General features: G+C 40.8%; 14 protein-coding genes and 1 pseudogene. 12 read left to right on the top strand and 3 right to left on the bottom strand.

The genetic code is table 11. The annotated features are described in order from the left end of the window. Positions 1-156: 156 nt before the first annotated feature. From NST91_RS24740 to pyrG, 9 genes are all read left to right on the top strand, one after another. Complete coding sequence (locus tag NST91_RS24740) at positions 157-2277, top strand: (Fe-S)-binding protein (protein ID WP_341333272.1); 2121 nt, start codon at positions 157-159, stop codon at positions 2275-2277. A 209-nt stretch (positions 2278-2486) separates the two neighbouring features. Then, positions 2487-3665, top strand: coding sequence for an acetyl-CoA C-acetyltransferase (locus NST91_RS24735; protein ID WP_341333271.1), 1179 nt, complete (start codon positions 2487-2489; stop codon positions 3663-3665). 189 nt (positions 3666-3854) lie between these two features. Further along, a complete protein-coding gene (locus NST91_RS24730) occupies positions 3855-4706 on the top strand; it encodes a 3-hydroxybutyryl-CoA dehydrogenase (protein ID WP_341333270.1) in 852 nt (283 codons plus the stop codon). Positions 4707-4779: 73 nt separating this feature from the next. Continuing rightward, entirely contained in the window at positions 4780-5913 is a 1134-nt protein-coding gene (locus NST91_RS24725; protein WP_341333269.1) for an acyl-CoA dehydrogenase, read from the top strand. Positions 5914-5999: 86 nt separating this feature from the next. Next, the gene (locus tag NST91_RS24720) at positions 6000-7139 is read left to right on the top strand and encodes an acyl-CoA dehydrogenase family protein (protein ID WP_121448539.1); all 1140 of its coding nucleotides are present in this window, start codon (positions 6000-6002) and stop codon (positions 7137-7139) included. 202 nt (positions 7140-7341) lie between these two features. Continuing rightward, on the top strand, positions 7342-7965 hold the full coding sequence (locus tag NST91_RS24715) for a TetR family transcriptional regulator (RefSeq protein ID WP_121448538.1): 624 nt from the start codon (positions 7342-7344) through the stop codon (positions 7963-7965). 20 nt (positions 7966-7985) lie between these two features. Then, the gene (icmF, locus tag NST91_RS24710) at positions 7986-11246 is read left to right on the top strand and encodes a fused isobutyryl-CoA mutase/GTPase IcmF (protein WP_341333268.1); all 3261 of its coding nucleotides are present in this window, start codon (positions 7986-7988) and stop codon (positions 11244-11246) included. Positions 11247-11624: 378 nt separating this feature from the next. After that, a complete protein-coding gene (gene rpoE / locus NST91_RS24705) occupies positions 11625-12197 on the top strand; it encodes a DNA-directed RNA polymerase subunit delta (protein ID WP_341333267.1) in 573 nt (190 codons plus the stop codon). Positions 12198-12711: 514 nt separating this feature from the next. Then, complete coding sequence (pyrG, locus tag NST91_RS24700; RefSeq protein ID WP_341333266.1) at positions 12712-14319, top strand: CTP synthase; 1608 nt, start codon at positions 12712-12714, stop codon at positions 14317-14319. An 836-nt stretch (positions 14320-15155) separates the two neighbouring features. Here the strand turns inward: pyrG and NST91_RS24695 are convergent. The 3 genes and pseudogenes from NST91_RS24695 to NST91_RS24685 form a co-directional block, all read right to left on the bottom strand. After that, positions 15156-16046 (bottom strand): annotated as a pseudogene (locus tag NST91_RS24695) (IS3 family transposase); the annotation flags it as partial. Then, entirely contained in the window at positions 16040-16330 is a 291-nt protein-coding gene (locus NST91_RS24690; RefSeq protein ID WP_165918306.1) for a transposase, read from the bottom strand. The gene NST91_RS24690 and the pseudogene NST91_RS24695, both read right to left, overlap by 7 nt. 736 nt (positions 16331-17066) lie before the next feature. Beyond that, positions 17067-17600: a DUF2529 domain-containing protein gene (locus NST91_RS24685; protein ID WP_341333265.1), complete on the bottom strand. Its 534-nt coding sequence runs from the start codon at positions 17598-17600 to the stop codon at positions 17067-17069. 284 nt (positions 17601-17884) lie between these two features. On the opposite strand from NST91_RS24685, the gene NST91_RS24680 reads away from it, so the two are divergent. The 3 genes from NST91_RS24680 to murA all read left to right on the top strand — a co-directional run bounded on the left by NST91_RS24680 (position 17885) and on the right by murA (position 21648). Beyond that, a complete protein-coding gene (locus NST91_RS24680; RefSeq protein WP_010677224.1) occupies positions 17885-18256 on the top strand; it encodes a response regulator in 372 nt (123 codons plus the stop codon). A 338-nt stretch (positions 18257-18594) separates the two neighbouring features. Next, positions 18595-19458 carry a class II fructose-bisphosphate aldolase gene (locus NST91_RS24675; protein ID WP_341333264.1) on the top strand — a complete coding sequence of 288 codons (864 nt, stop codon included), beginning with the start codon at positions 18595-18597 and terminating at the stop codon, positions 19456-19458. Between the two features lie 903 nt (positions 19459-20361). Then, positions 20362-21648 (top strand): UDP-N-acetylglucosamine 1-carboxyvinyltransferase, encoded by a 1287-nt coding sequence (gene murA, locus NST91_RS24670; protein ID WP_341333263.1) that lies wholly within the window; start codon positions 20362-20364, stop codon positions 21646-21648. Positions 21649-22089: the final 441 nt, after the last annotated feature.

Raw genomic sequence — 22089 nt, 5'->3', positions numbered from 1 at the left:
TTCAGCAGGGCAAGCCTGCCTGAAAAGAGTTAAGCCTCCGGCGGATGCCTCAGATTTTTTAGAGAAAATATATCGAGCAAGCTCGATAAAAATCTGGGCGCAAATTCCCAAGGTGAATTTGATTAAGTTTAGCAAATTTTAGAAAGGGGTTAAAAAGTGAATATCCTCTTAGTCATTAATCTTCTTGCATTCTTATCTGTAACCGCTTACGCTATTTATCTTTTCGTTTATCTGATCAAGACAAGGATTGCCTATATCAAGCTTGGCAAAAAGGTCGAATTTGATGGAGAAGTAAAGGAGCGCCTTCAGCGGATTTGGGTCAACGTGTTTGGGCAGAAAAAGCTTTTAAAAGATAAAAAGAGTGGAATCATCCATGTGATGTTCTTTTACGGGTTTATTCTTGTCCAATTTGGCGCGATTGATTTTATTTGGAAGGGTCTAAAACCAGGTTCACATCTGCCACTGGGACCTTTGTATCCAGGCTTTACTTTTTTCCAAGAGATTGTCACATTTATGATCTTAGTTGCAGTCGTTTGGGCTTTCCACCGCCGTTATGTGGAAAAGCTTGTTCGATTGAAAAGGGGCTTTAAATCAGGACTCGTTTTATTATTTATTGGTGGTTTAATGCTTTCTGTTTTATTAGGAAACGGTGCTGCAATCGTTTGGCATGGCCATGAAACAACATGGACCGAGCCTATTGCATCCATCATCTCACTTGCATTAGGCGGGCTTAATGAAACAGTTGCCATTGTGATTTTTTATGTCGCATGGTGGATTCACTTACTCTTCCTGTTAAGCTTCTTAGTTTATGTGCCGCAATCAAAGCATGCGCACTTAATTGCCGGGCCTGCAAATGTGTATTTAAGCAGACAAACAAGCCCAGGGAAGCTTGAGAAAATTGATTTTGAGGATGAAACACAAGAGACTTTTGGTGTTGGGAAAATTGAAGACTTCAAGCAAACCCAGTTAGTCGACCTTTATGCATGTGTGGAATGTGGACGCTGTACAAATATGTGTCCGGCAACAGGTACAGGAAAAATGCTTTCCCCAATGGATTTAATTGTAAAATTGCGTGATCACTTAACGGAAACAGGTGCTGTTGTAACATCACAGGTTCCGTGGGTTCCAGCAGTTGCATTCAATCATACAAAGGCAAATCAGCTAGCGCTGGCTTCAGCTGGCCAAGGTGCAAATGAAACAGCTGCTACAGCAGAGTTAGCATACAACCCAAGCTTAATTGGTGATGTTATTACAGAAGAAGAGATTTGGGCTTGTACAACTTGCCGTAACTGTGAAGACCAATGTCCAGTCATGAACGAGCATGTTGATAAAATTATTGATTTACGTCGTTATCTTGTTCTTACAGAGGGAAAAATGGATGCGGATGCTCAACGTGCGATGACGAATATTGAGCGCCAAGGAAATCCATGGGGACTGAATCGTAAGGAAAAAGAAAACTGGCGTGAAGTTCGTGAAGATGTTCATGTACCAACTGTAAAAGAAATGAAAAAAGCCGGAGAAGAATTCGAATACTTATTCTGGGTTGGTTCAATGGGTGCATTCGATAACCGAAGCCAAAAAATCGCTCTATCTTTTGCGAAGCTTATGAATGAGGCTGGCGTGAAATTTGCGATTCTTGGAAACAAAGAGAAAAACTCTGGTGACACACCACGTCGACTCGGAAATGAATTCCTATTCCAAGAGCTTGCCACGAACAATATTGCTGAATTTGAAAAGGCAGAAGTGAAGAAGATTGTTACAATCGACCCACATGCCTACAATATCTTCAAAAATGAGTATCCAGATATGGGACTTAAAGATGTCGAGGTTGTCCACCATACAGAGCTATTGTATGACCTGGTAAAAGAGGGTAGATTGGTTCCAAAGCATGCGGTAAATGAAGTCATTACATGGCATGATTCCTGTTATTTAGGCCGATACAATGATGTGTATGATCCACCTCGCGAAATTTTAAAACAAATTCCAGGTGTTCAGTTGGTTGAAATGGAACGTAACCGTGAAAAGGGAATGTGCTGTGGTGCTGGCGGTGGTCTCATGTGGATGGAAGAGGATACAGGAACTCGTATTAACGTAGCAAGAACAGAGCAAGCGATTGCGGTGAGTCCTACAACGATTGGTTCTGGTTGTCCGTACTGCTTAACAATGCTAAGCGATGGTACAAAGGCGAAGGAAGTAGAGGAGCAAATCGGCACATATGATATTGCTGAAATCCTTGAAAGATCCGTTGTCGGTGATCAAAAAGAAATTGCATCATAGTGGAAAAATATGATTTATCTTCCAATCTCTATATTGTAAAATAGGAGTATAGGAAACATTTATTTTATTTGTAATAGATTAACAGATAAAGAGAGGTGTACATTGGTACGCCTCCTTCTTTCAGACAAGGCTGAGCGAGCGTTCAGTCGGAAAAATGTAAGCGGTTTCGATTTTTGCGTTAAGTCGAGAAAAATCAAGGAGGTTGGATCATGGGAAAAACAGTCATTATCAGTGGTGTTCGTACTCCGTTTGGGAAATTAGGGGGAAATCTTAGTTCATTAACAGCGTCCGAACTTGGTGGAATCGCTATCAAGGGAGCATTAAAGCGGGCAGGCATTGAAGGTGAAAAGGTTGATGAAGTGATTTTTGGAAATGTTCTACAAGGTGGCCAAGGGCAAATTCCATCCCGACAGGCTGCAAGAAATGCAGGAATTCCTTGGGAAGTAAAAACAGAAACCATTAATAAAGTGTGTGCATCAGGGCTTCGCAGTGTCACACTTGCTGATCAAATTATTCGTGCAGGTGACGAAGAGATAATTGTCGCTGGTGGTATGGAATCAATGAGCAATGCGCCTTACTTTTTACCTAAAGCACGATTTGGATTACGAATGGGAGATGCAAGCTTAAAGGACTTAATGGTTCATGATGGCCTAACCTGCAGCTTCCAGGGTGTTCATATGGGCACCTACGGCAATGAGGTGGCGTCAGAGTTTAGCATTTCCCGTGAAGAACAAGACGAGTGGGCTCTTCGCAGTCACGAACGTGCCATAGCGGCAATTGAATCTGGCAAGCTCGCAGAGGAAATCGTTGCAGTAGAGGTAAAAGGTCGTAAAGGTGCAACCACAGTTGTTGACAAAGACGAAGCACCGCGAGCAGACACAACCATTGAAAAGTTAACAAAGCTGAAGTCCGTGTTTAGCGCAGATGGCACGATTACGGCGGGTAACGCACCTGGCGTGAATGATGGTGCAGCTGCACTTGTTCTCATGAGTGAGGAGCGAGCAAAGCAAGAAGGAAAAGAGCCACTTGCAACGATACTTGCCCATGCTGCAATTTCTGTTGAAGCAAGTGATTTCCCGAAAACTCCTGGCCTTGTTATCAATGAATTGTTAAAGAAAACGGGCAAGTCAGTCGATGAAATCGATTTGTTTGAAATTAACGAAGCCTTTGCTGCAGTTGCCTTAACAAGTGGTAAAATTGCGAATCTTGACCCTGAGAAAGTCAATGTCAATGGTGGGGCTGTAGCACTTGGTCACCCAATTGGAGCTAGTGGGGCGAGGATAATTATTACCCTTATTCATGAATTAAAACGCCGTGGCGGCGGCATAGGCATAGCTGCGATTTGTAGTGGTGGCGGTCAAGGCGATGCCATTATGATTCAGGTATAACTTTATTTATAAGGTAGGAACGTAATTAATTCGATACTTAGATTTCTGTGTCTAGCTCCGGCGTCTAGCCCCTCGAGGTCACAATCCATTCCGTCAAGAAGGTCAGAGAGCAACCTTCTAGCCGGCATGTATTGTGCTTGTCGGGGCTGAGCAAGGCGCCTGCGCATTTCAAATTAGGAGGTATGTTTGATGAAGGTACAAAAAGTGATGGTCATAGGTGCAGGACAGATGGGCTCTGGGATTGCACAGGTTTGTGCGATGGCAGGCTACGATGTGAAGCTCCATGATTTAAAACAAGAATACGTGGATCGCGGGTTTGGGACGATCACAAAAAACCTTACACGACAAGTCGATAAAGGTCGCATGAGTGAAGAAGAAAAAGCAGCAACTTTGGGAAGGCTTACTCCCTCTCTTGATTTGCAGAATGCAAGTGATGTCGACCTTGTGATTGAGGCGGCAGTTGAAAATATGGACATCAAGACAAAACTTTTCTCACAACTAGATGAAATTGCACCTCAGAATACTATTTTAGCAACCAATACTTCCTCTCTTCCGATTACAGAAATTGCCGCAGCCACGAAGCGCCCGGAAAAGGTAATTGGAATGCATTTTATGAATCCAGTTCCAGTAATGAAATTAGTTGAAATTATTCGTGGCTTAGCCACAGCTGATGAAGTTTATCAAGTGATTGAAGATATGACAAAAACGTTGAATAAGGTACCAGTTGAAGTCAATGACTTCCCAGGATTTGTGTCAAACCGTATTTTAATGCCGATGATAAATGAAGCAATCTACACCCTCTATGAAGGTGTCGCTACAAAAGAAGCAATTGACGAAGTGATGAAGCTTGGCATGAATCATCCGATGGGGCCACTGACACTTGCTGATTTTATCGGGCTTGATACATGTCTTTACATTATGGAAACCCTACACGAAGGCTTTGGTGATGACAAATATAGACCGTGTCCATTGCTTCGGAAATACGTGAAAGCAGGTTGGTTAGGGAAAAAATCTGGTCGAGGTTTCTACACATACGAATAATAGGGGTGAGCACGAAGTGACAACTCTTAAATACAACCCAACTCATCAAGATCCCGCATTGGAGGGAAACAGCATGAACTTTCATTTTTCAGAAGAACAAGAAATGATGCGAAAAATGGTGCGTGATTTTGCAAAAGAAGAAATCGCACCGTTCGTGGAGCGCATGGAAAAAGGAGAATTTCCACGAGAAATTCTTTCGAAAATGGGGTCCCTTGGATTAATGGGAATTACAACCCCTGAAAAATATGGTGGAGCAGGGATGGATTTTACGTCCTATATTATTGCGATCAACGAGCTTTCTAAGGTGAGCGCAACCATCGGGGTTATTTTATCCGTTCATACCTCAGTTGGTACGCATCCTATCTTATATTTTGGAACAGAAGAGCAGAAGCAAAAATATATTCCAAAGCTTGCAAGTGGAGCGTATTTGGGAGCTTTTTGTCTCACAGAACCGAGCGCTGGCTCAGATGCTGCTAGTTTAAAAACAAGAGCAGTCAAACAAGGTGACCATTATGTGTTGAATGGGTCAAAGGTGTTTGTCACAAATGGTGGCGAAGCGGATGTATATATTGTATTTGCCCGCACAAACCCGAACGAAACGGGAAGCAAGGGCATTACGGCTTTCATTATTGAAAAAGATACACCGGGCTTTGTGTTCGGAAAAGATGAGCATAAAATGGGACTTCTCGGATCACGTACGCTTCAAATCACCCTAGAAGATGTAATGGTACCAACTGAAAACATTCTAGGGGTTGAAGGTGAGGGTTTTAAAGTCGCGATGGCGAATCTAGGTATGGGTCGAATCGGCATTGCTTCCCAAGCGCTTGGAATTACGGAAGCGGCGCTAGAACATGCAGTGGAGTATGCGAAGAATCGTTACCAATTCGGTAAACCAATCGCCTCCTTGCAGGGAGTCGGCTTTAAGCTTGCAGATATGGCGACAAATGTTGAGGCTGCTAGACTACTAATCTATCGGGCTGCATTCCTACACGACCAGGGCTTGCCATGTAGCAAAGAATCCTCGATGGCAAAACTGTTTGCCTCGAAAACAGCGGTGGAGGTTGCAACCGAAGCCATTCAGGTTTACGGGGGCTATGGCTATACAAAAGATTATCCGGTTGAACGATTCTTCCGAGATGCCAAAATAACTGAAATATACGAAGGAACTAGCGAAATTCAAAAAATCGTCATCAGCAAACATCTATAAATGGGTCAAGGGGACAGGTCCCTTGTCCCAGGAAAAAAATGGTGGGACGAGGGACCTGTCCCTCTGTCCCAATGGAGGTAATGGAAATGTATTTTAAGTTGTCTGAAGAGCATGAGATGATTCGTAAGATGGTTCGTGATTTTGCAAAGAATGAGGTTGCACCGACAGCGGCGGAGCGTGATGAAGAGGAACGCTTTGATCGTGAAATTTTCGATAAAATGGCAGAGCTTGGGTTAACGGGAATTCCGTGGCCAGAGGAATATGGCGGAATTGGTAGTGACTATTTAGCATATTGTATCGCTGTCGAAGAACTTTCAAGAGTATGCGCTTCAACAGGGGTAACTCTTTCCGCTCATACATCCCTTGCAGGTTGGCCGATTTACAAGTTTGGTAGTGAAGAACAGAAGCAAAAATACTTACGACCAATGGCACAGGGTGAAAAAATCGGTGCCTATGGATTAACAGAGCCTGGCTCTGGTTCAGATGCAGGTGGAATGAGGACAACTGCTAGATTAGAAGGCGACCATTATGTGTTAAACGGTTCGAAAATCTTCATCACAAACGGTGGGATTGCTGATATTTATGTGGTGTTTGCGTTAACTGACCCATCTTCAAAACATAAAGGTACAAGTGCGTTTATTATCGAAAGCGACTTCCCTGGTTTCTCTGTAGGGAAAAAAGAACAGAAGATGGGCATTCGTTCATCACCTACGACTGAAATTATGTTCGAAGAGTGCCGTGTCCCTAAGGAAAACTTACTCGGCGAAGAGGGTGAAGGCTTTAAGATTGCCATGATGACGCTTGATGGAGGTCGTAATGGGATTGCAGCCCAAGCGGTAGGAATTGCTCAAGGTGCCCTTGATGCAGCTACTGAATATGCGAAAGAACGTGTCCAATTCGGAAAACCAATTGCCGCTCAACAGGGAGTCGGCTTCAAGCTTGCGGATATGGCAACAAGTGTCGAGGCAGCTCGTCTCTTAACCTATCAAGCAGCGTGGTTAGAATCAGAAGGACTTCCATATGGCAAAGAGTCTGCAATGTCAAAACTTTTTGCTGGAGATACAGCGATGAAGGTAACTACAGAAGCGGTTCAAGTGTTTGGTGGTTACGGCTATACAAAGGACTATCCAGTCGAGCGTTATATGCGTGACGCAAAAATCACTCAAATCTATGAAGGCACACAAGAAATTCAACGCCTCGTCATATCTAGAATGTTAACAAAATAGTGGGTCAAGGGGACAGGTCCCTTGTCCCAAGAAAAAAGGTGGAACGAGGGACAGTTGCTTCAAAATGTCTAGCTCCATGCGACGTCGGTTCTAGGTCATAAGCCAATCGTTTCGGAAGGTAACATGCACCTTCTGTCAGCGCTCGTTATGCTTGTAGCCGATATGTTCGAGCGCCCTGGGCTTTATCTTTGGAGGTGAAAAGATGCGGAGGAATGATGTTCCGGCTTCAGTGAAGGATGAGCGGTTGATTAAGAAGCGGCGGGATCAGATGATTAAGGGTGCGGTGACGCTTTTTAAGGAAAAAGGGTTTCATCGATCAACAACGAGAGAAATTGCGAAAGCTGCTGGTTTTAGTATTGGCACACTTTATGAGTATATCCGTAAGAAAGAAGATGTTCTTTATTTGGTCGTAGACAGTATTTACGATCAGGTTAAAGAGCGAATGGAAGAAGCAATCAACACAAAGGAAGGTAGTATCGAAAGTCTAAAGCTTGCGATTCGCAATTACTTTCTTGTAATGGATGAGATGCAGGATGAGGTACTTGTCCTTTATCAGGAGGCGAAATCTCTCTCAAAGGATGCCCTTCCATATGTGTTGAACAAAGAAGTAGAAATGGTGGGTATGTTTGAAAGGGCAATTGAAGATTGCATTGCCAACGGGGAACTTCAATTGCCGAAAAAACAGGTTGAACTTGTAGCTCATAATATTTTTGTTCAAGGCCAGATGTGGGGCTTTCGCCGCTGGGCGATGCGCAGGCTTTTCACGCTTGAGGAATATATTGAGATGCAAACAGAGCTTTTATTAAAAGGTATCGTTTCAAAATAGGTGAGACTGGGGGAATGGAAATGAGTACGGTAGAGGTATATCGTCCTAAGCATCATGTTCGGTTTGTGACGGCTTCAAGCTTATTTGATGGGCATGATGCCTCGATTAATATCATGCGTCGCATCCTACAGGCGAGTGGTGCAGAAGTAATCCATCTTGGACATAACCGCTCGGTGGAGGAAGTAGTGAATGCAGCAATCCAAGAGGATGTGCAAGGTATCGCGATTTCCTCGTATCAGGGTGGACATGTGGAATATTTTAAATTTATGTATGATCTTTTAAAAGAGCGCGGGGCTTCTCATATTCGCATCTATGGCGGCGGTGGCGGAGTTATTATCCCTCGTGAAATAAAGGAGCTTCATGAATACGGAATTGCTGGGATTTTCTCACCAGATGATGGTCGCACTCTGGGTCTTCAAGGGATGATCAACAAAATGCTTCAAGAGTGTGATTACCCAACAAGCACGGAGTTAAGTGACGAGCTTGAGCTCCTTCAAAATGGGGACTACAAAACAGTCGCTAAGCTCATCACAATTGCCGAAAATCAAATTGGAACCAACGATGAAACGGCTGCAGCTTCGCAAAACGCCATTCAAAAAGTAAAAGACCTTGAGAAAACAGTTCCAGTTGTGGGGATTACGGGTACAGGTGGCGCAGGGAAAAGCTCCCTCACAGATGAATTGATTCGCCGTTTTATCAATGAATTCGACGACAAAAAGGTTGCGATTCTATCCGTTGACCCAACTAAACAAAAAACCGGTGGTGCTTTACTTGGTGACCGAATTCGCATGAATGCTATTTTCTCTCCAAGAGTTTATATGCGAAGCCTTGCTACGAGAGGTTCAAAATCAGAATTGTCGCTAGCCATTAAAGATGCAATTGCAGTAGTAAAAGCAGCGGGCTTCGACTTAATCATTGTTGAAACAAGTGGGATTGGGCAAGGTGACGCCGAAATTACAGAGGTCTGTGACATCTCCATGTATGTTATGACAAGTGAATTTGGTGCACCTTCACAGCTTGAAAAAATCGACATGATTGACTATGCCGACTTGATTGTGATTAACAAATTCGAACGCAAGGGTTCAGAAGATGCAAAACGTCAGGTGCAAAAGCAGTATCAGCGTAGCCACCTTTTATTTGAAAAAGACTACGAAGATATGCCGGTATTCGGTACGATTGCAAGTCAGTTTAATGATCCAGGAACGAACGCCCTTTTTGCTAATCTAGTGGATAAAATCAATGAAAAAATGGGTGCAGACTGGGAAACTTCATTCGAAAAAACGGCAGATGTCCAAAAACAAAATGTCATTATCCCGAATGACCGACGCTATTATTTACGTGAGATTTCTGACACAGTTCGTAACTATCATAAAAAAGCAGCCGAACAGGTGGAAATCGCAAGAAAGCTATTCCAAATTAGCGGTACGATTGAGAGCGTGAAGGAACTGGGCAAGGAGGACGTCCTCAAAGCTCTTGAAACACTTCAATCCCAATATGAAACAAATCTTTCGGATGAATCGAAGAAAATCCTTGGAAACTGGGAATCTTTGAAAGAAACCTATAAAGGTGAGAAATTCATTACGAAAATTCGTGACAAGGAAATCGTGACCATTTTAAAAACGAAAAGTCTCTCGGGTCTATCGATTCCAAAGATTTCTCTCCCAGGCTTTAAGGACTTCGGAGAAATTCTCCGTTGGGTCTACAAAGAGAATGTTCCGGGTTCATTCCCTTATACAGCAGGTGTGTTTCCGTTCAAACGTGAAGGTGAAGATCCGAAACGTCAGTTTGCAGGCGAAGGGACCCCAGATCGGACGAATCGACGTTTTCATTATTTATCAAAGGATGATGATGCAAAACGCTTAAGTACAGCATTTGACTCTGTAACTTTATATGGTGAAGACCCTGCTTATCGCCCAGATATCTATGGGAAAGTTGGAGAAAGCGGCGTCAGTATTTGTACCCTCGATGATATGAAAAAGCTCTATAAAGGGTTTGATCTTTGTGCACCGTCTACTTCGGTTTCAATGACAATCAATGGACCAGCACCAATTATCCTAGCCATGTTCATGAATACTGCTATTCACCAACAGGTTGAAAAGCGTGAACAGGATCTTGGCCGCATCTTAACGGTGGAGGAGTTCCAAGAGGTACGCGCGAAAACATTACAGACAGTTCGTGGAACAGTTCAGGCGGATATTTTAAAAGAAGATCAAGGCCAGAATACGTGTATTTTCTCAACTGAATTTGCGTTGCGTATGATGGGGGATATCCAAGAATATTTCATAGATCATAAAGTAAGAAATTATTATTCAGTATCAATTTCTGGTTACCATATTGCAGAAGCGGGTGCTAATCCGATTTCTCAACTCGCCTTTACCTTATCAAACGGGTTCACGTATGTGGAATATTACCTAAGCCGTGGGATGAATATTGATGATTTTGCACCAAACTTATCCTTCTTCTTCAGTAATGGGCTCGACCCAGAATATACCGTAATTGGTCGGGTGGCACGCCGCATTTGGGCAACGGTCATGAAAGAAAAATATGGAGCAAATGAGCGTAGTCAAAAATTAAAGTACCATGTACAAACATCTGGACGTTCCCTCCATGCACAGGAAATTGATTTTAATGACATTCGTACGACACTGCAGGCACTAATGGCTCTTCACGATAATTGTAACTCGCTTCATACGAATGCATACGATGAGGCCATTACAACACCAACCGAGGAATCGGTTCGCCGTGCGATGGCGATTCAGATGATTATTACGAAAGAGCATGGATTAACGAAAAATGAAAATCCGCTACAAGGTTCTTTTATTGTTGAGGAACTCACTGATTTAGTGGAAGAAGCAGTGCTTCAGGAATTCGACCGACTGAATGACCGTGGTGGTGTTCTAGGTGCGATGGAAACACAGTATCAGCGCGGAAAAATTCAAGATGAGTCCATGTATTATGAGATGAAAAAGCATACGGGTGAGCTTCCGATTATTGGCGTAAATACGTATTTAAATCCTAATCCGCCAACAGAGGAGGATTTAAACAATATCGAGCTTGCGCGTGCAACGAAAGAAGAAAAAGAACTTCAAATTAAAAATTTAAAGGAATTCCAAGAACGAAATAAGGATAAAGTAGAAGAAGCATTAAAAAAGCTTAAACAAGTTGCAGTGAACAATGGCAATATTTTTGAAGAATTGATGGAAACGGTTCAGGTCGCAAGTCTTGGCCAAATCACACAGGCGCTCTATGAAGTTGGCGGACAGTACCGTAGAAATATGTAGAAAATGATCGAGGCTGAACTAATAACTTTATTCAGGGAGGCCTCGATTTTTTTAGTATGGGAAATTAATGATAAGTATACAATGAGTGAAGAACTTAAATATGGGCTGAATAAAGTTATAGCCTCCGGCGGATGCCTCAGATTTTTTAGAGGAAGTTTTTCGAGCAAGTCGAAAAAAATCTGGGCGCAAATACTTTAAGGCGTATTTTATTTAGTTAGTTCAGCCTTAAATTATGATATGTCTGGCATAAAGTGGTTGATTTTGTTTATAATGAATGATATGTATTTTACAGAACTCTTTTTTATTTTTTATAAGAAGAATCCTGACAACAAGTTTTTACCAGAATTCCAGTTACATACATAGAAAGGGAGTGCCTTGATGAGTCTCGATCAATACTCACCAGAGCAAATTAAAGAAATGTCAATGCTTGAAGTAGCGTATGAGATTTTCTTAGGGAGAAAAGACGCGATTACATTTAACGAGCTAGTTGACGAAGTAACAAAAGTATTAGAGCTTTCAGAAGAAGAGGTTCGTACAAGAATTTCTCAGTTTTATACAGATCTCAATATCGATGGTCGTTTTATTACATTAGGTGATAATCGTTGGGGACTTCGTACTTGGTATCCATACGAGCAAATCGACGAAGAGGTTACTCATACTGAAAAGCCGAAGAAGAAGAAAAAGAGCAAGAAGAAGGATGAGGATGACGAACTCCTTGGCTTTGACGATCTTGACGAAGATGATCTTGATTATGATGAGGACTTTGATGAAGAAGATGAAGATGTGGATGACATCGAGGATGACGAAGAAGAAGAAGAAGATGAGGACTTTGATGACATCGACGACGAAGATGACTTCGATGATGACGATGAAGAACTCATTGATGATGAAGAATATGAATTAGACGAGGAAGAAGAAGACGAAGAGTTTGAAGAAGAGGAAGAAGACTAATCCTCAAGATCTAACTAGTTAAATTAAACTCAAACTCATATTGACTTTTTAATCTTATCTCGGTAGAATACTTTTTGGGCTCTAAAAAAAGAGTATCTACGAAACCATATTAAAGTTTCGCTCCCTTACATATTGTAAGTGGAGCTTTTTTATTTTATCCCGCATTAACTAGCAGCAAGTCCCTTGGAAGGCGGCTGTCAGTTAAAGCTTCACTTTATAGAAGTGTAAGGTTCGGTGAGTTAAAAACAATTTACCCCCGCACCAAGAAGTAAAGTGCAGGCGCCTTTAATAGAGGAACATCGACTTAAAACTGCCACGTCCTGTGGTAAACGTCGATGTCAGCACTTCCTGTGCAAGTCCGACAAGATGGCAAAAAGGATGCTGTTTATCCTTATTGACGGCTTGACTCATGACCTCGAGGGGCTAGGCGCTGAACTAGACAAAGAATTTCTTTATACATTTTGATTTTTTGAGCAAACTTTAACTAATTACATGATTGGGGGAAAAGAGAAAGATGACTAAATATATTTTCGTAACAGGTGGGGTTGTATCATCCCTAGGAAAAGGGATTGTTGCTGCATCTTTAGGTCGTTTATTGAAAAACCGAGGTATGAATGTAACGATTCAAAAATTTGATCCATACATAAATGTGGACCCAGGAACAATGAGTCCGTATCAGCATGGTGAAGTTTTCGTTACCGATGACGGCGCTGAAACAGACCTTGACTTAGGCCACTATGAACGTTTTATCGATATTAACCTAAACAAATACAGCAACGTAACGACTGGTAAAATCTATTCAACTGTACTAAAGAAAGAGCGTCGTGGTGATTACCTAGGGGCAACGGTTCAGGTTATTCCGCACATTACAAACGAAATCAAGGAAAGAGTGTTCCGTTCTGGACGTGAAACCAATGCAGATGTCGTGATCACTGAAATCGGTGGTACAGTTGGAGATATCGAGTCATTACCTTTCCTAGAAGCAGTTCGTCAAATTAAAAGTGATGTTGGCGCCCGCAACGTAATGTATGTCCATTGTACGCTTGTTCCTTACATTAAAGCGGCTGGTGAAATGAAGACAAAGCCAACCCAACACAGTGTTAAAGAACTTCGTAGCCTTGGAATTCAGCCAAATATCATTGTTGTTCGTACAGAAATGCCAATTTCAGAAGATATGAAAGAGAAAATTGCGCTATTCTGTGACATCGATCCAAAAGCGGTTATTGAGAGTCGTGATGCAGAAACATTATATTCAATTCCTTTATCCCTTCAGGAGCAAGGTATTGACCAAATTGCATGTGAGCACCTTCAACTTGATTGCCAAGAAGCAGACATGACAGATTGGATCAAGCTTGTTGAGAAAGTGACACACCTTACAAAAACAACGAATATTTCATTAGTCGGAAAATATGTGGAGCTTCAGGATGCGTATCTATCTGTTGCAGAAGCATTAAAGCATGCTGGCTATGCATTTGATGCTGATATCAATATCAACTGGGTAGACTCTGAAAAAGTAACAGCTGAAAATGTTGAAGAATTACTTGCAGGCTCAGATGGAATTCTAGTTCCAGGCGGTTTCGGTGACCGTGGAGTGGAAGGGAAAATTGTAGCCCTCAAATATGCGAGGGAGACAAAGACACCATTACTCGGTATCTGTCTTGGTATGCAGCTTGCATCTGTAGAGTTTGCACGTAATGTACTAGGTTTAGAAGGAGCACATTCTGCAGAACTTAATCCGGATACTCCTCACCCAATTATTGACCTTTTACCAGAACAAAAGGATGTTGAGGATTTAGGTGGTACGCTTCGTCTTGGCATCTTCCCATGTAAAATTGAGGAAGGCACAAAGGCATATGAAGCATATAACGATGAAGTGGTATATGAGCGCCACCGCCACCGTTACGAATTCAATAACCATTATCGTCAAGCAATGGAAGCAGCAGGCTTTATCTTCTCAGGGACAAGCCCAGACGGCCGTCTTGTGGAAATTATTGAATTGAAAGACCACCCTTGGTTTGTGGCTTCTCAATTCCACCCAGAATTTAAATCAAGACCAAACCGTCCACAGCCATTGTTCAGAGAATTTATTAAAGCATCATTAACTCAAGCTGAAAAAATGTAATGGAAAAAAGCGAGTGTCAATTCACTCGCTTTTTTGTATGGGGTTATGTGGGATGAAATAGGATGAAGTACGGGTTTGTCCCAAGTATTGGTTGGTTAAGTCCGTCGTTGGTGTTATGAAGGACGATTTGGTTGTATAGAAGCACAGTTATGTAGTTCATCTAGCTTGTGAAGAACATAACTCTCGAAGGAAAGTATGGTTATGTACTTCATCGAGGTTATGAAGAACATAACGCACGAAAAAGAGACTGGTTATGTACTTCATTGGGCTTATGAAGAACATAACGCACGAAAAAGAGACTGGTTATGTACTTCATTGGGCTTATGAAGAACAAAACGCACGAAAAAGAGACGGGTTATGTACTTCATTGGGCTCATGAAGAACATTACGCATGAAAAAGAGGCTGGAAATGTACTTCATTGATCTTATGAAAAGGAAAAAGCATTCGAGTTTGAATCCGAATCCCCTTCATCGAGCTTATGAAGAGGAAAAAGCATTCGATTTTAAATCCGAATCCCCTTCATCGAGCTTATGAAGAACATAACGCACGAAAAAGAGACGGGTTATGTACTTCATTGGGTTCATGAAGAACATAACGCATGAAAAAGAGGCTGGAAATGTACTTCATTGATCTTATGAAGAACATTACGCACGAAAAAGAGACGGGTTTTGTACTTCATTGGGCTCATGAAGAACATTACTGGTCTTCTGTCAAGAAAGTGGACAATAAAATTTGAGACTTTTTATAACTCAACGCTACCGCACTTCGTTTGGTACGGTATTAGAAATGACCAGTCGAAAACATGACTGCTCATTTCTAATACCAAAAGTCTAATTTATGAGATAAATACATCATTTGTTGGTTGAAGATTTCTCTCATATTCATTTGGAGAAGTATATCCTAAAGTTGAATGCTTTCTTTTTTCATTATAGAAATTATTAATATAATAATTGACCGCTTTTATTGCCTCTTCTCTTGTTTTGAATCGCCTTCTATAAATTAAGTCTTTCTTGATTGTGGAATGAAATGACTCGATACAAGCATTATCGTATGGATCACCTTTTCTACTCATACTGATTTCCATATTATTTTCAACCATAATATCGATATAATCTTGGGCACAATACTGAGAACCGCGATCCGAGTGATGAATTAAACCTTCGCCAGGCTGCCTTAAAACAATGGCCATATTTAATGCTTGAATAGTTAACTCTTTTTTCATATCTGACCCCAGGTTCCAACCCACAATTTTTCTTGAACATAAGTCCATAATGGAGGACAAATACACCCAGCCTTCTACCGTCCAAATATACGTAATATCAGAAACCCAAACTTTATTAGGTTCTTCTACGTTAAATTGTCGATTAAGCAGATTAGGATATGTGTTTAAATTATGGTTTGAATCTGTGGTGACCACGAATTTCGCTTTTTGATTCGCTTTTAAACCCATTTCATTCATGATTCTAGCTACAGTCTTTTCCGAAACCGAATAACCCCATTCATCTAAATCAGAATGTACTCTTGGACTGCCGTAAGTTCCAAAACTCTCATGAAATGATTTACTTATTTTTTGTTGAAGTTCTAAACGATAATCCTCTTTTTCCGATAGAACTCTAGATTTTTTAAGCCACTTATAATATCCACTCTTCGATACATTAAATAAACTGCACATCTTCGAAATAGCATACTCTTCAGAGTGGTCAAGTATAAAACTATAAACTACGCTTGGTTTTTGGTGAAGATGTGCATGGCCTTTTTTAAGATCTCGTTTTCCTCTCTTAGTTTTTCTAGTTCTTTTTCATGTTGTTTTTTTAATTTTTCAACCTCATTGGGCGTTAAATACTTCTCACTCGTTTCTCCACAGTTTTTTTGTCGATACGCTGAAACCCACCGACTAATGGATTTGGATGAGATTTCTAATTCACGTGCAACATCAGCTGCTTTTCTACCTTCTTCAATAACTAATTTTGAAACATAATCTCTGAATTCTTGATCATAATGTTTTCCCATACCTGGACACGTCCTTATAAATGATGATTGTATTATATAATAAAATCTCATTTTACGTTGTCCACTATTAAGACTAACCTCATTACGCATGAAAAAGAGGCTGGAAATGTACTTCATTGATCTTATGAAAAGGAAAAAGCATTCGATTTTGAATCCGAATCCCCTTCATCGAGCTTATGAAGAGGAAAAAGCATACGAGTTTGAATCCGAATCCCCTTCATCGAGCTTATGAAGAGGAAAAAGCATTCGATTTTGAATCCGAATCTCCTTCATCGGACTAATGAAGAGTAAAAAGCATCCGGTTTTGAATCCAAATCCTCTTCATCGGGTTTATGAAGAGTAAAAAGCATCCGATTTTGAACCCGAAACCTCTTCATCGGACTTATGAAGAGTAAAAAGCATCCGGTTGCGAATCCGAATCCCCTTCATCGGACTTATGAAGAGGAAAAAGCACAAAAATTTGAATCTGAATCCTCTTCATCGGACTTATGAAGAGGAAAGTGTATCCGGTTTTGAATCTGAATCCTCTTCATCGGACTAATGAAGAGTAAACAGCATCCGGTTTTGAATCCAAATCCTCTTCATCGATCAAATGAGGTGGAAATAGCACAAAAATTTGAACCAGAATGCCCTTCATTGATCATACAAAAAGGAAAAAGCGTAAGATACCTCTACACTTCCTCTTCATAAAGTTAGCCCTGTCCAGGCATTCATCAAATTTTATCCGATTTAATTATTATTCAAATTCCTCGACCATTTCTTTAATTGTGAACTTTAGGCCGTAATAGGCATATAGAGCAGTCATCACGCTTGGGAATCCAAAGCGGGTTCCATCATCATCGGGGATGAGTGGCTTTTGTAGCTTGCTATCGATATGAATATCGACGCTTTTCTCAAGAGTACGTTCATCTTCCGCTTTTACAATTGCCGAAATCGCTACGGTTTGGATCCCATTACCGCGCAGTTCTTCTGCAAGCTTAATCGCATCTTCATCGGTACAAAATCTTGTGATTAATAGAACAGAGTCAATATCTTCGATTTCGTTCATTTTTTCATCAGTAAATAATGGCTTTGCAGATTTTAAGGGTTCAGCCCCAGCCAGCGCCTCGGTAGCAACTGCTGCCATTTCGCCAAAACCATGTACGAAGACTGTGCCATCGCTAATGACTGACTGAGCCAGAATTCTTGCCCCATCCTCCATATTCATTTCCTCATGCTCCATTATTCTCTTAAATTGACCTTGAAGTTGTGTAGTAAAAATTTTTAACATAAATGTATATTTCCTTTCTTGTCGATAGACTTATTTCCATATATTATCATAATAACGTTATACAAAAAAAATAAGAAATGATGTCGAAATTTGTAGTATTAATTGTTTCGGTCTTGGAAATAAAAGTTTTTTAGGTAAAAAGCAGGAAATTAAGTAGGTGTGGTAGAATTAAAAATGAATAACGATATAATAATATTCGAAAAAACGAACGTATCTAAAAACGATCGTGAAGACAACGTAATTTATCCAACTATTTTTATCTATTTAAGGGGGGTTATTCAAGAATGTCAGAAAAAATCTTAATTGTGGATGATCAATACGGAATACGGATTCTATTAAATGAAGTTTTTCAAAAAGAAGGTTATAAGACATTCCAAGCAGCTAATGGAGTACAAGCAATTGATATTGTTCAAAAGCACTCTCCGGATTTGGTCTTGTTAGATATGAAAATCCCTGGTATGGATGGGATTGAAATACTAAAAAGACTGAAAAAAATAAACCAGGATATTCGGGTAATCATTATGACAGCTTATGGTGAACTTGATATGATCCAAGAAGCGAAAGATTTGGGAGCAATTACACATTTTGCAAAGCCGTTTGACATTGACGAGCTTCGAGAAGCAGTAAGAGCAAATATCCCATTAAAATCTGAATAAAAAACTTAAAAAATACAAAATACTGGTATGAACAAAATGGAAACGCTTCACGAAAAAGATGTGAAACATTCCTGTATTGCGAAATCAAAATCTTGTGATATGCTTAGTACTGTATTGTTGCTATTCCTTAACACAAAGGGCATTTTTGTGTGCTTTTTGTCTGTTAATTTCTAACAAAAGCTTACATATTATGATTTTTTTCGGTCATTCTATTAGGTGATACGAACTCAATGGGAATAGGTAAACAATAACCCGGTGAGACTTTGCCGTGGTTCTATCGTGTATAGGGATAATGCCTTAATTTACACAATAAAACGGTACAAAAGGAGGAAATTCACATGCCTTTGGTTTCAATGAAAGAAATGCTTGAAAAAGCAAAAGCAGAAGGGTATGCAGTAGGTCAATTTAACATTAACAATCTTGAATTTACACAAGCTATTTTACAAGCTGCTCAAGAAGAAAATTCACCAGTTATTCTTGGTGTTTCTGAAGGTGCTGGCCGATATATGGGTGGATTCAAAGTTGTAGTAGCAATGGTTAAAGCGATTATGGAAGAATCCAATATCACAGTTCCGGTTGCTATTCATCTTGATCATGGTTCTTCATTCGAGAATTGTGCAAAAGCTATTCATGCTGGATTCACATCTGTTATGATTGATGCTTCTCATCATCCATTTGAAGAGAACATTGCGATAACTTCTAAAGTAGTTGAGCTTGCACATTTCCACGGAGTTTCTGTAGAAGCTGAGCTTGGTACTGTTGGTGGACAAGAAGATGACGTAATAGCTGAAGGTGTTATCTATGCGGATGTTAATGAGTGTGTTGAGCTTGTTAACCGCACTGGTATCGATTGCTTAGCTCCAGCTTTAGGTTCCGTTCACGGTCCTTACAAAGGTGAACCAAACCTTGGTTTCAAAGAGATGGAAGAAATTGGTAACAAAACTGGTTTACCGCTTGTACTTCACGGTGGAACCGGTATTCCAACAAAAGATATTCAAAAATCAATCTCTCTTGGAACAGCTAAAATCAACGTAAACACAGAAAACCAAATTTCTTCAGCAAAAACAGTTCGTGAAACTCTAGCTGCTAAGCCAAATGAGTATGATCCACGTAAATACTTAGGACCTGCTCGTGATGCAATTCGTGAAACAGTTAAAGGCAAAATGCGTGAATTTGGTTCCTCTGGAAAAGCTAACGCGTAAGTAACCTTTTGGATGTAGAAAACGTCTAATTAAATAGATTGGAGAATGGTCTCCAACCCCAAAAAAACCGCTTATTTCCTGTTATTGACAACATGATTTGGAGATAGCGGTTTTCTTGCGTTATAATAAGAAAAGCGAAAGACGCTCAAGTATCGGCGATAAGCACTAGACAGGTACGGATAGAAGGCGCATTTTTCCGCCTTCAGAAGTGCATGGCTTGTGACCTCGAGCCGATAGCGGCTGGAGCTAGACAGTACGAATTGCGCAAGGAGCCTTTTGGAAAAACCTTGCCGTATTAGATGGGAGTCTAGGGGTAATTACAGGTAATCAAACACAAAAAAAGTGGAAGGAGCTGATTTGTGTAACTTACCCATAAAAACTGAAACTTAGACGAACGCTATAACGTATAACTAGAAAAGCGCTAAGCGCGCCCGTTAATCGGCGAGCATTTTACCTTCCGAAGCGATTGGCTTAGACCAAAGAGCCGATGGCGCATGGGGCTAGACAAGACATTGACCTTCAACAAGAATCACTTCAAACACACTAAGTGCCACATAAAATGATCTCAATTTGAATATGAAATAAGAGCAATGCTTTTGTAGTACGAACTTAGACCTATTGATTTTATCCTCTTTAGGTGGATTTGCTTGTTTTGATGAAAAAGGATAAAATGATACATGATTTTCTTATTTTCATGTAAACTAAGAGTTAATACTCGTGCAGTTAATCTATGTTAAAATATACCAATTCAAGTGAAGTGTCGTTACGATTGTGTAACGTAAATAAGGGAAAAGAACTGCCTAAAGCTAGTTTTCTTCCGGAAAATATTCCGGACAGGTTGTATCCGTGGCAATTCAAGGATTCCCTTACAAAACCGTCATCTTCGCTAGAAGGGAGCCACATATGGAAAAACTAAAAATAGCAGGCGGTTATCCACTAAAAGGATCTGTAAAAATCAGCGGGGCAAAGAATAGTGCAGTTGCCCTGATTCCAGCAACAATCCTAGCAGAAACGCCGGTAACAATTGAGGGGCTACCAGATATTTCGGACGTGCAAATTTTAGGAGATTTGCTTGAAGAGATTGGTGGTCACGTATCAATAAGTAAAGAAGAAGTTTATGTTGACCCGACAAATATTGTCTCAATGCCACTACCAAATGGTAAAGTCAAAAAGCTTCGTGCGTCCTATTATTTAATGGGGGCAATGCTAGGTCGTTTTAAAAAGGCAGTTATCGGTCTACCAGGTGGATGTCACCTAGGTCCACGACCAATTGACCAGCATATTAAAGGCTTCGAAGCGCTTGGGGCTAAAGTGACAAATGAGCAAGGAGCAATCTACCTTCGAGCTGATGAGTTAAGAGGTGCCCGCATTTACCTTGATGTTGTAAGTGTTGGAGCAACTATTAATATCATGTTAGCAGCAGTGCGTGCTAAAGGTCGTACTGTCATTGAAAATGCGGCAAAAGAACCTGAAATTATTGATGTGGCAACACTGTTAACAAGCATGGGGGCAAAAATTAAGGGAGCCGGAACAGATGTCATCCGTATTGAAGGTGTAGATTCTCTGCAAGGTTGCCGCCATACGATTATTCCTGACCGCATTGAAGCTGGTACATATATGATTATTGGTGCCGCAATGGGTGAAGGTGTATTAATTGATAATGTCATTCCACTTCACTTGGAATCATTGATTGCAAAATTCCGTGAAATGGGTGTAACTGTTGAAACAAGTGACGACCAAATTTGGGTTGCCAGTAATAAGAATCTAAAGTCTGTTGATATCAAGACACTTGTGTATCCAGGTTTTCCAACGGACCTACAGCAGCCTTTTACATCCTTGCTAACAAAAGCAACTGGAACAGGTGTTGTAACCGATACGATTTATGGTGCTAGATTTAAGCATATCGATGAGCTTCGTCGTATGAACGCCCAAATTAAAGTTGAAGGCCGTTCAGCGATAGTCACTGGACCAGTTCAACTTCAAGGTGCAAAAGTTAAAGCAAGTGATTTACGTGCAGGTGCCTCACTAGTTGTTGCTGGTTTAATGGCAGAAGGTGTAACTGAAATTACTGGCCTTGAGCATATTGACCGTGGCTATAGCCATTTAGAAGAAAAACTAACAGGCTTAGGCGCTACTATTTGGAGAGAAAGCCTAACAGAAGATGAAATTGAACAACTCCAAAATTCATAGAAAAGCGGGTTGACCAGAAACGAGGAAAATCAGATACTCCAACGCAAGAGAAGCCATTTGCCTCTGAAGGAAAAGTTGAAGTTTATCGGATTTCTAGCCGCCTGATCTATATGTAATTATATAGAAACTCAAACTCCCACTACAAAAAGTGGGAGTTTTCATGTATCCTTAAGAAGAAAAGTCCAGACGAGCGTATAGCGACGTACGGACTGAGGCACACATGATGTGGGTGTGGCGTACTTAGTCTGTGAACCTTGCCTCTCAAGGAGATAAAGGAAACACGGCGAGTGGCGCGAGCCGATGTTGAGCTTATCGTACGGAAGGTGTGGGAAGTTTTGCTAGTTGCTGCGAGTCGGAGCTAGACAGATGGAAAAGTAGAGAGAAAACGTTTTTTGTTATGTTAAGGTTATGTGGAAAAATAGAATAAAATTATTTGCTAGG

The sequence above is a fragment of the Ferdinandcohnia sp. FSL W7-1320 genome (assembly GCF_038050315.1).
Classification (GTDB): Bacteria; Bacillota; Bacilli; order Bacillales; family Bacillaceae_L; genus Ferdinandcohnia; species Ferdinandcohnia aciditolerans.
The sequence above is the reverse complement of the archived record's forward strand: the minus strand, read 5'-3'. Positions and strand labels throughout refer to the sequence as shown.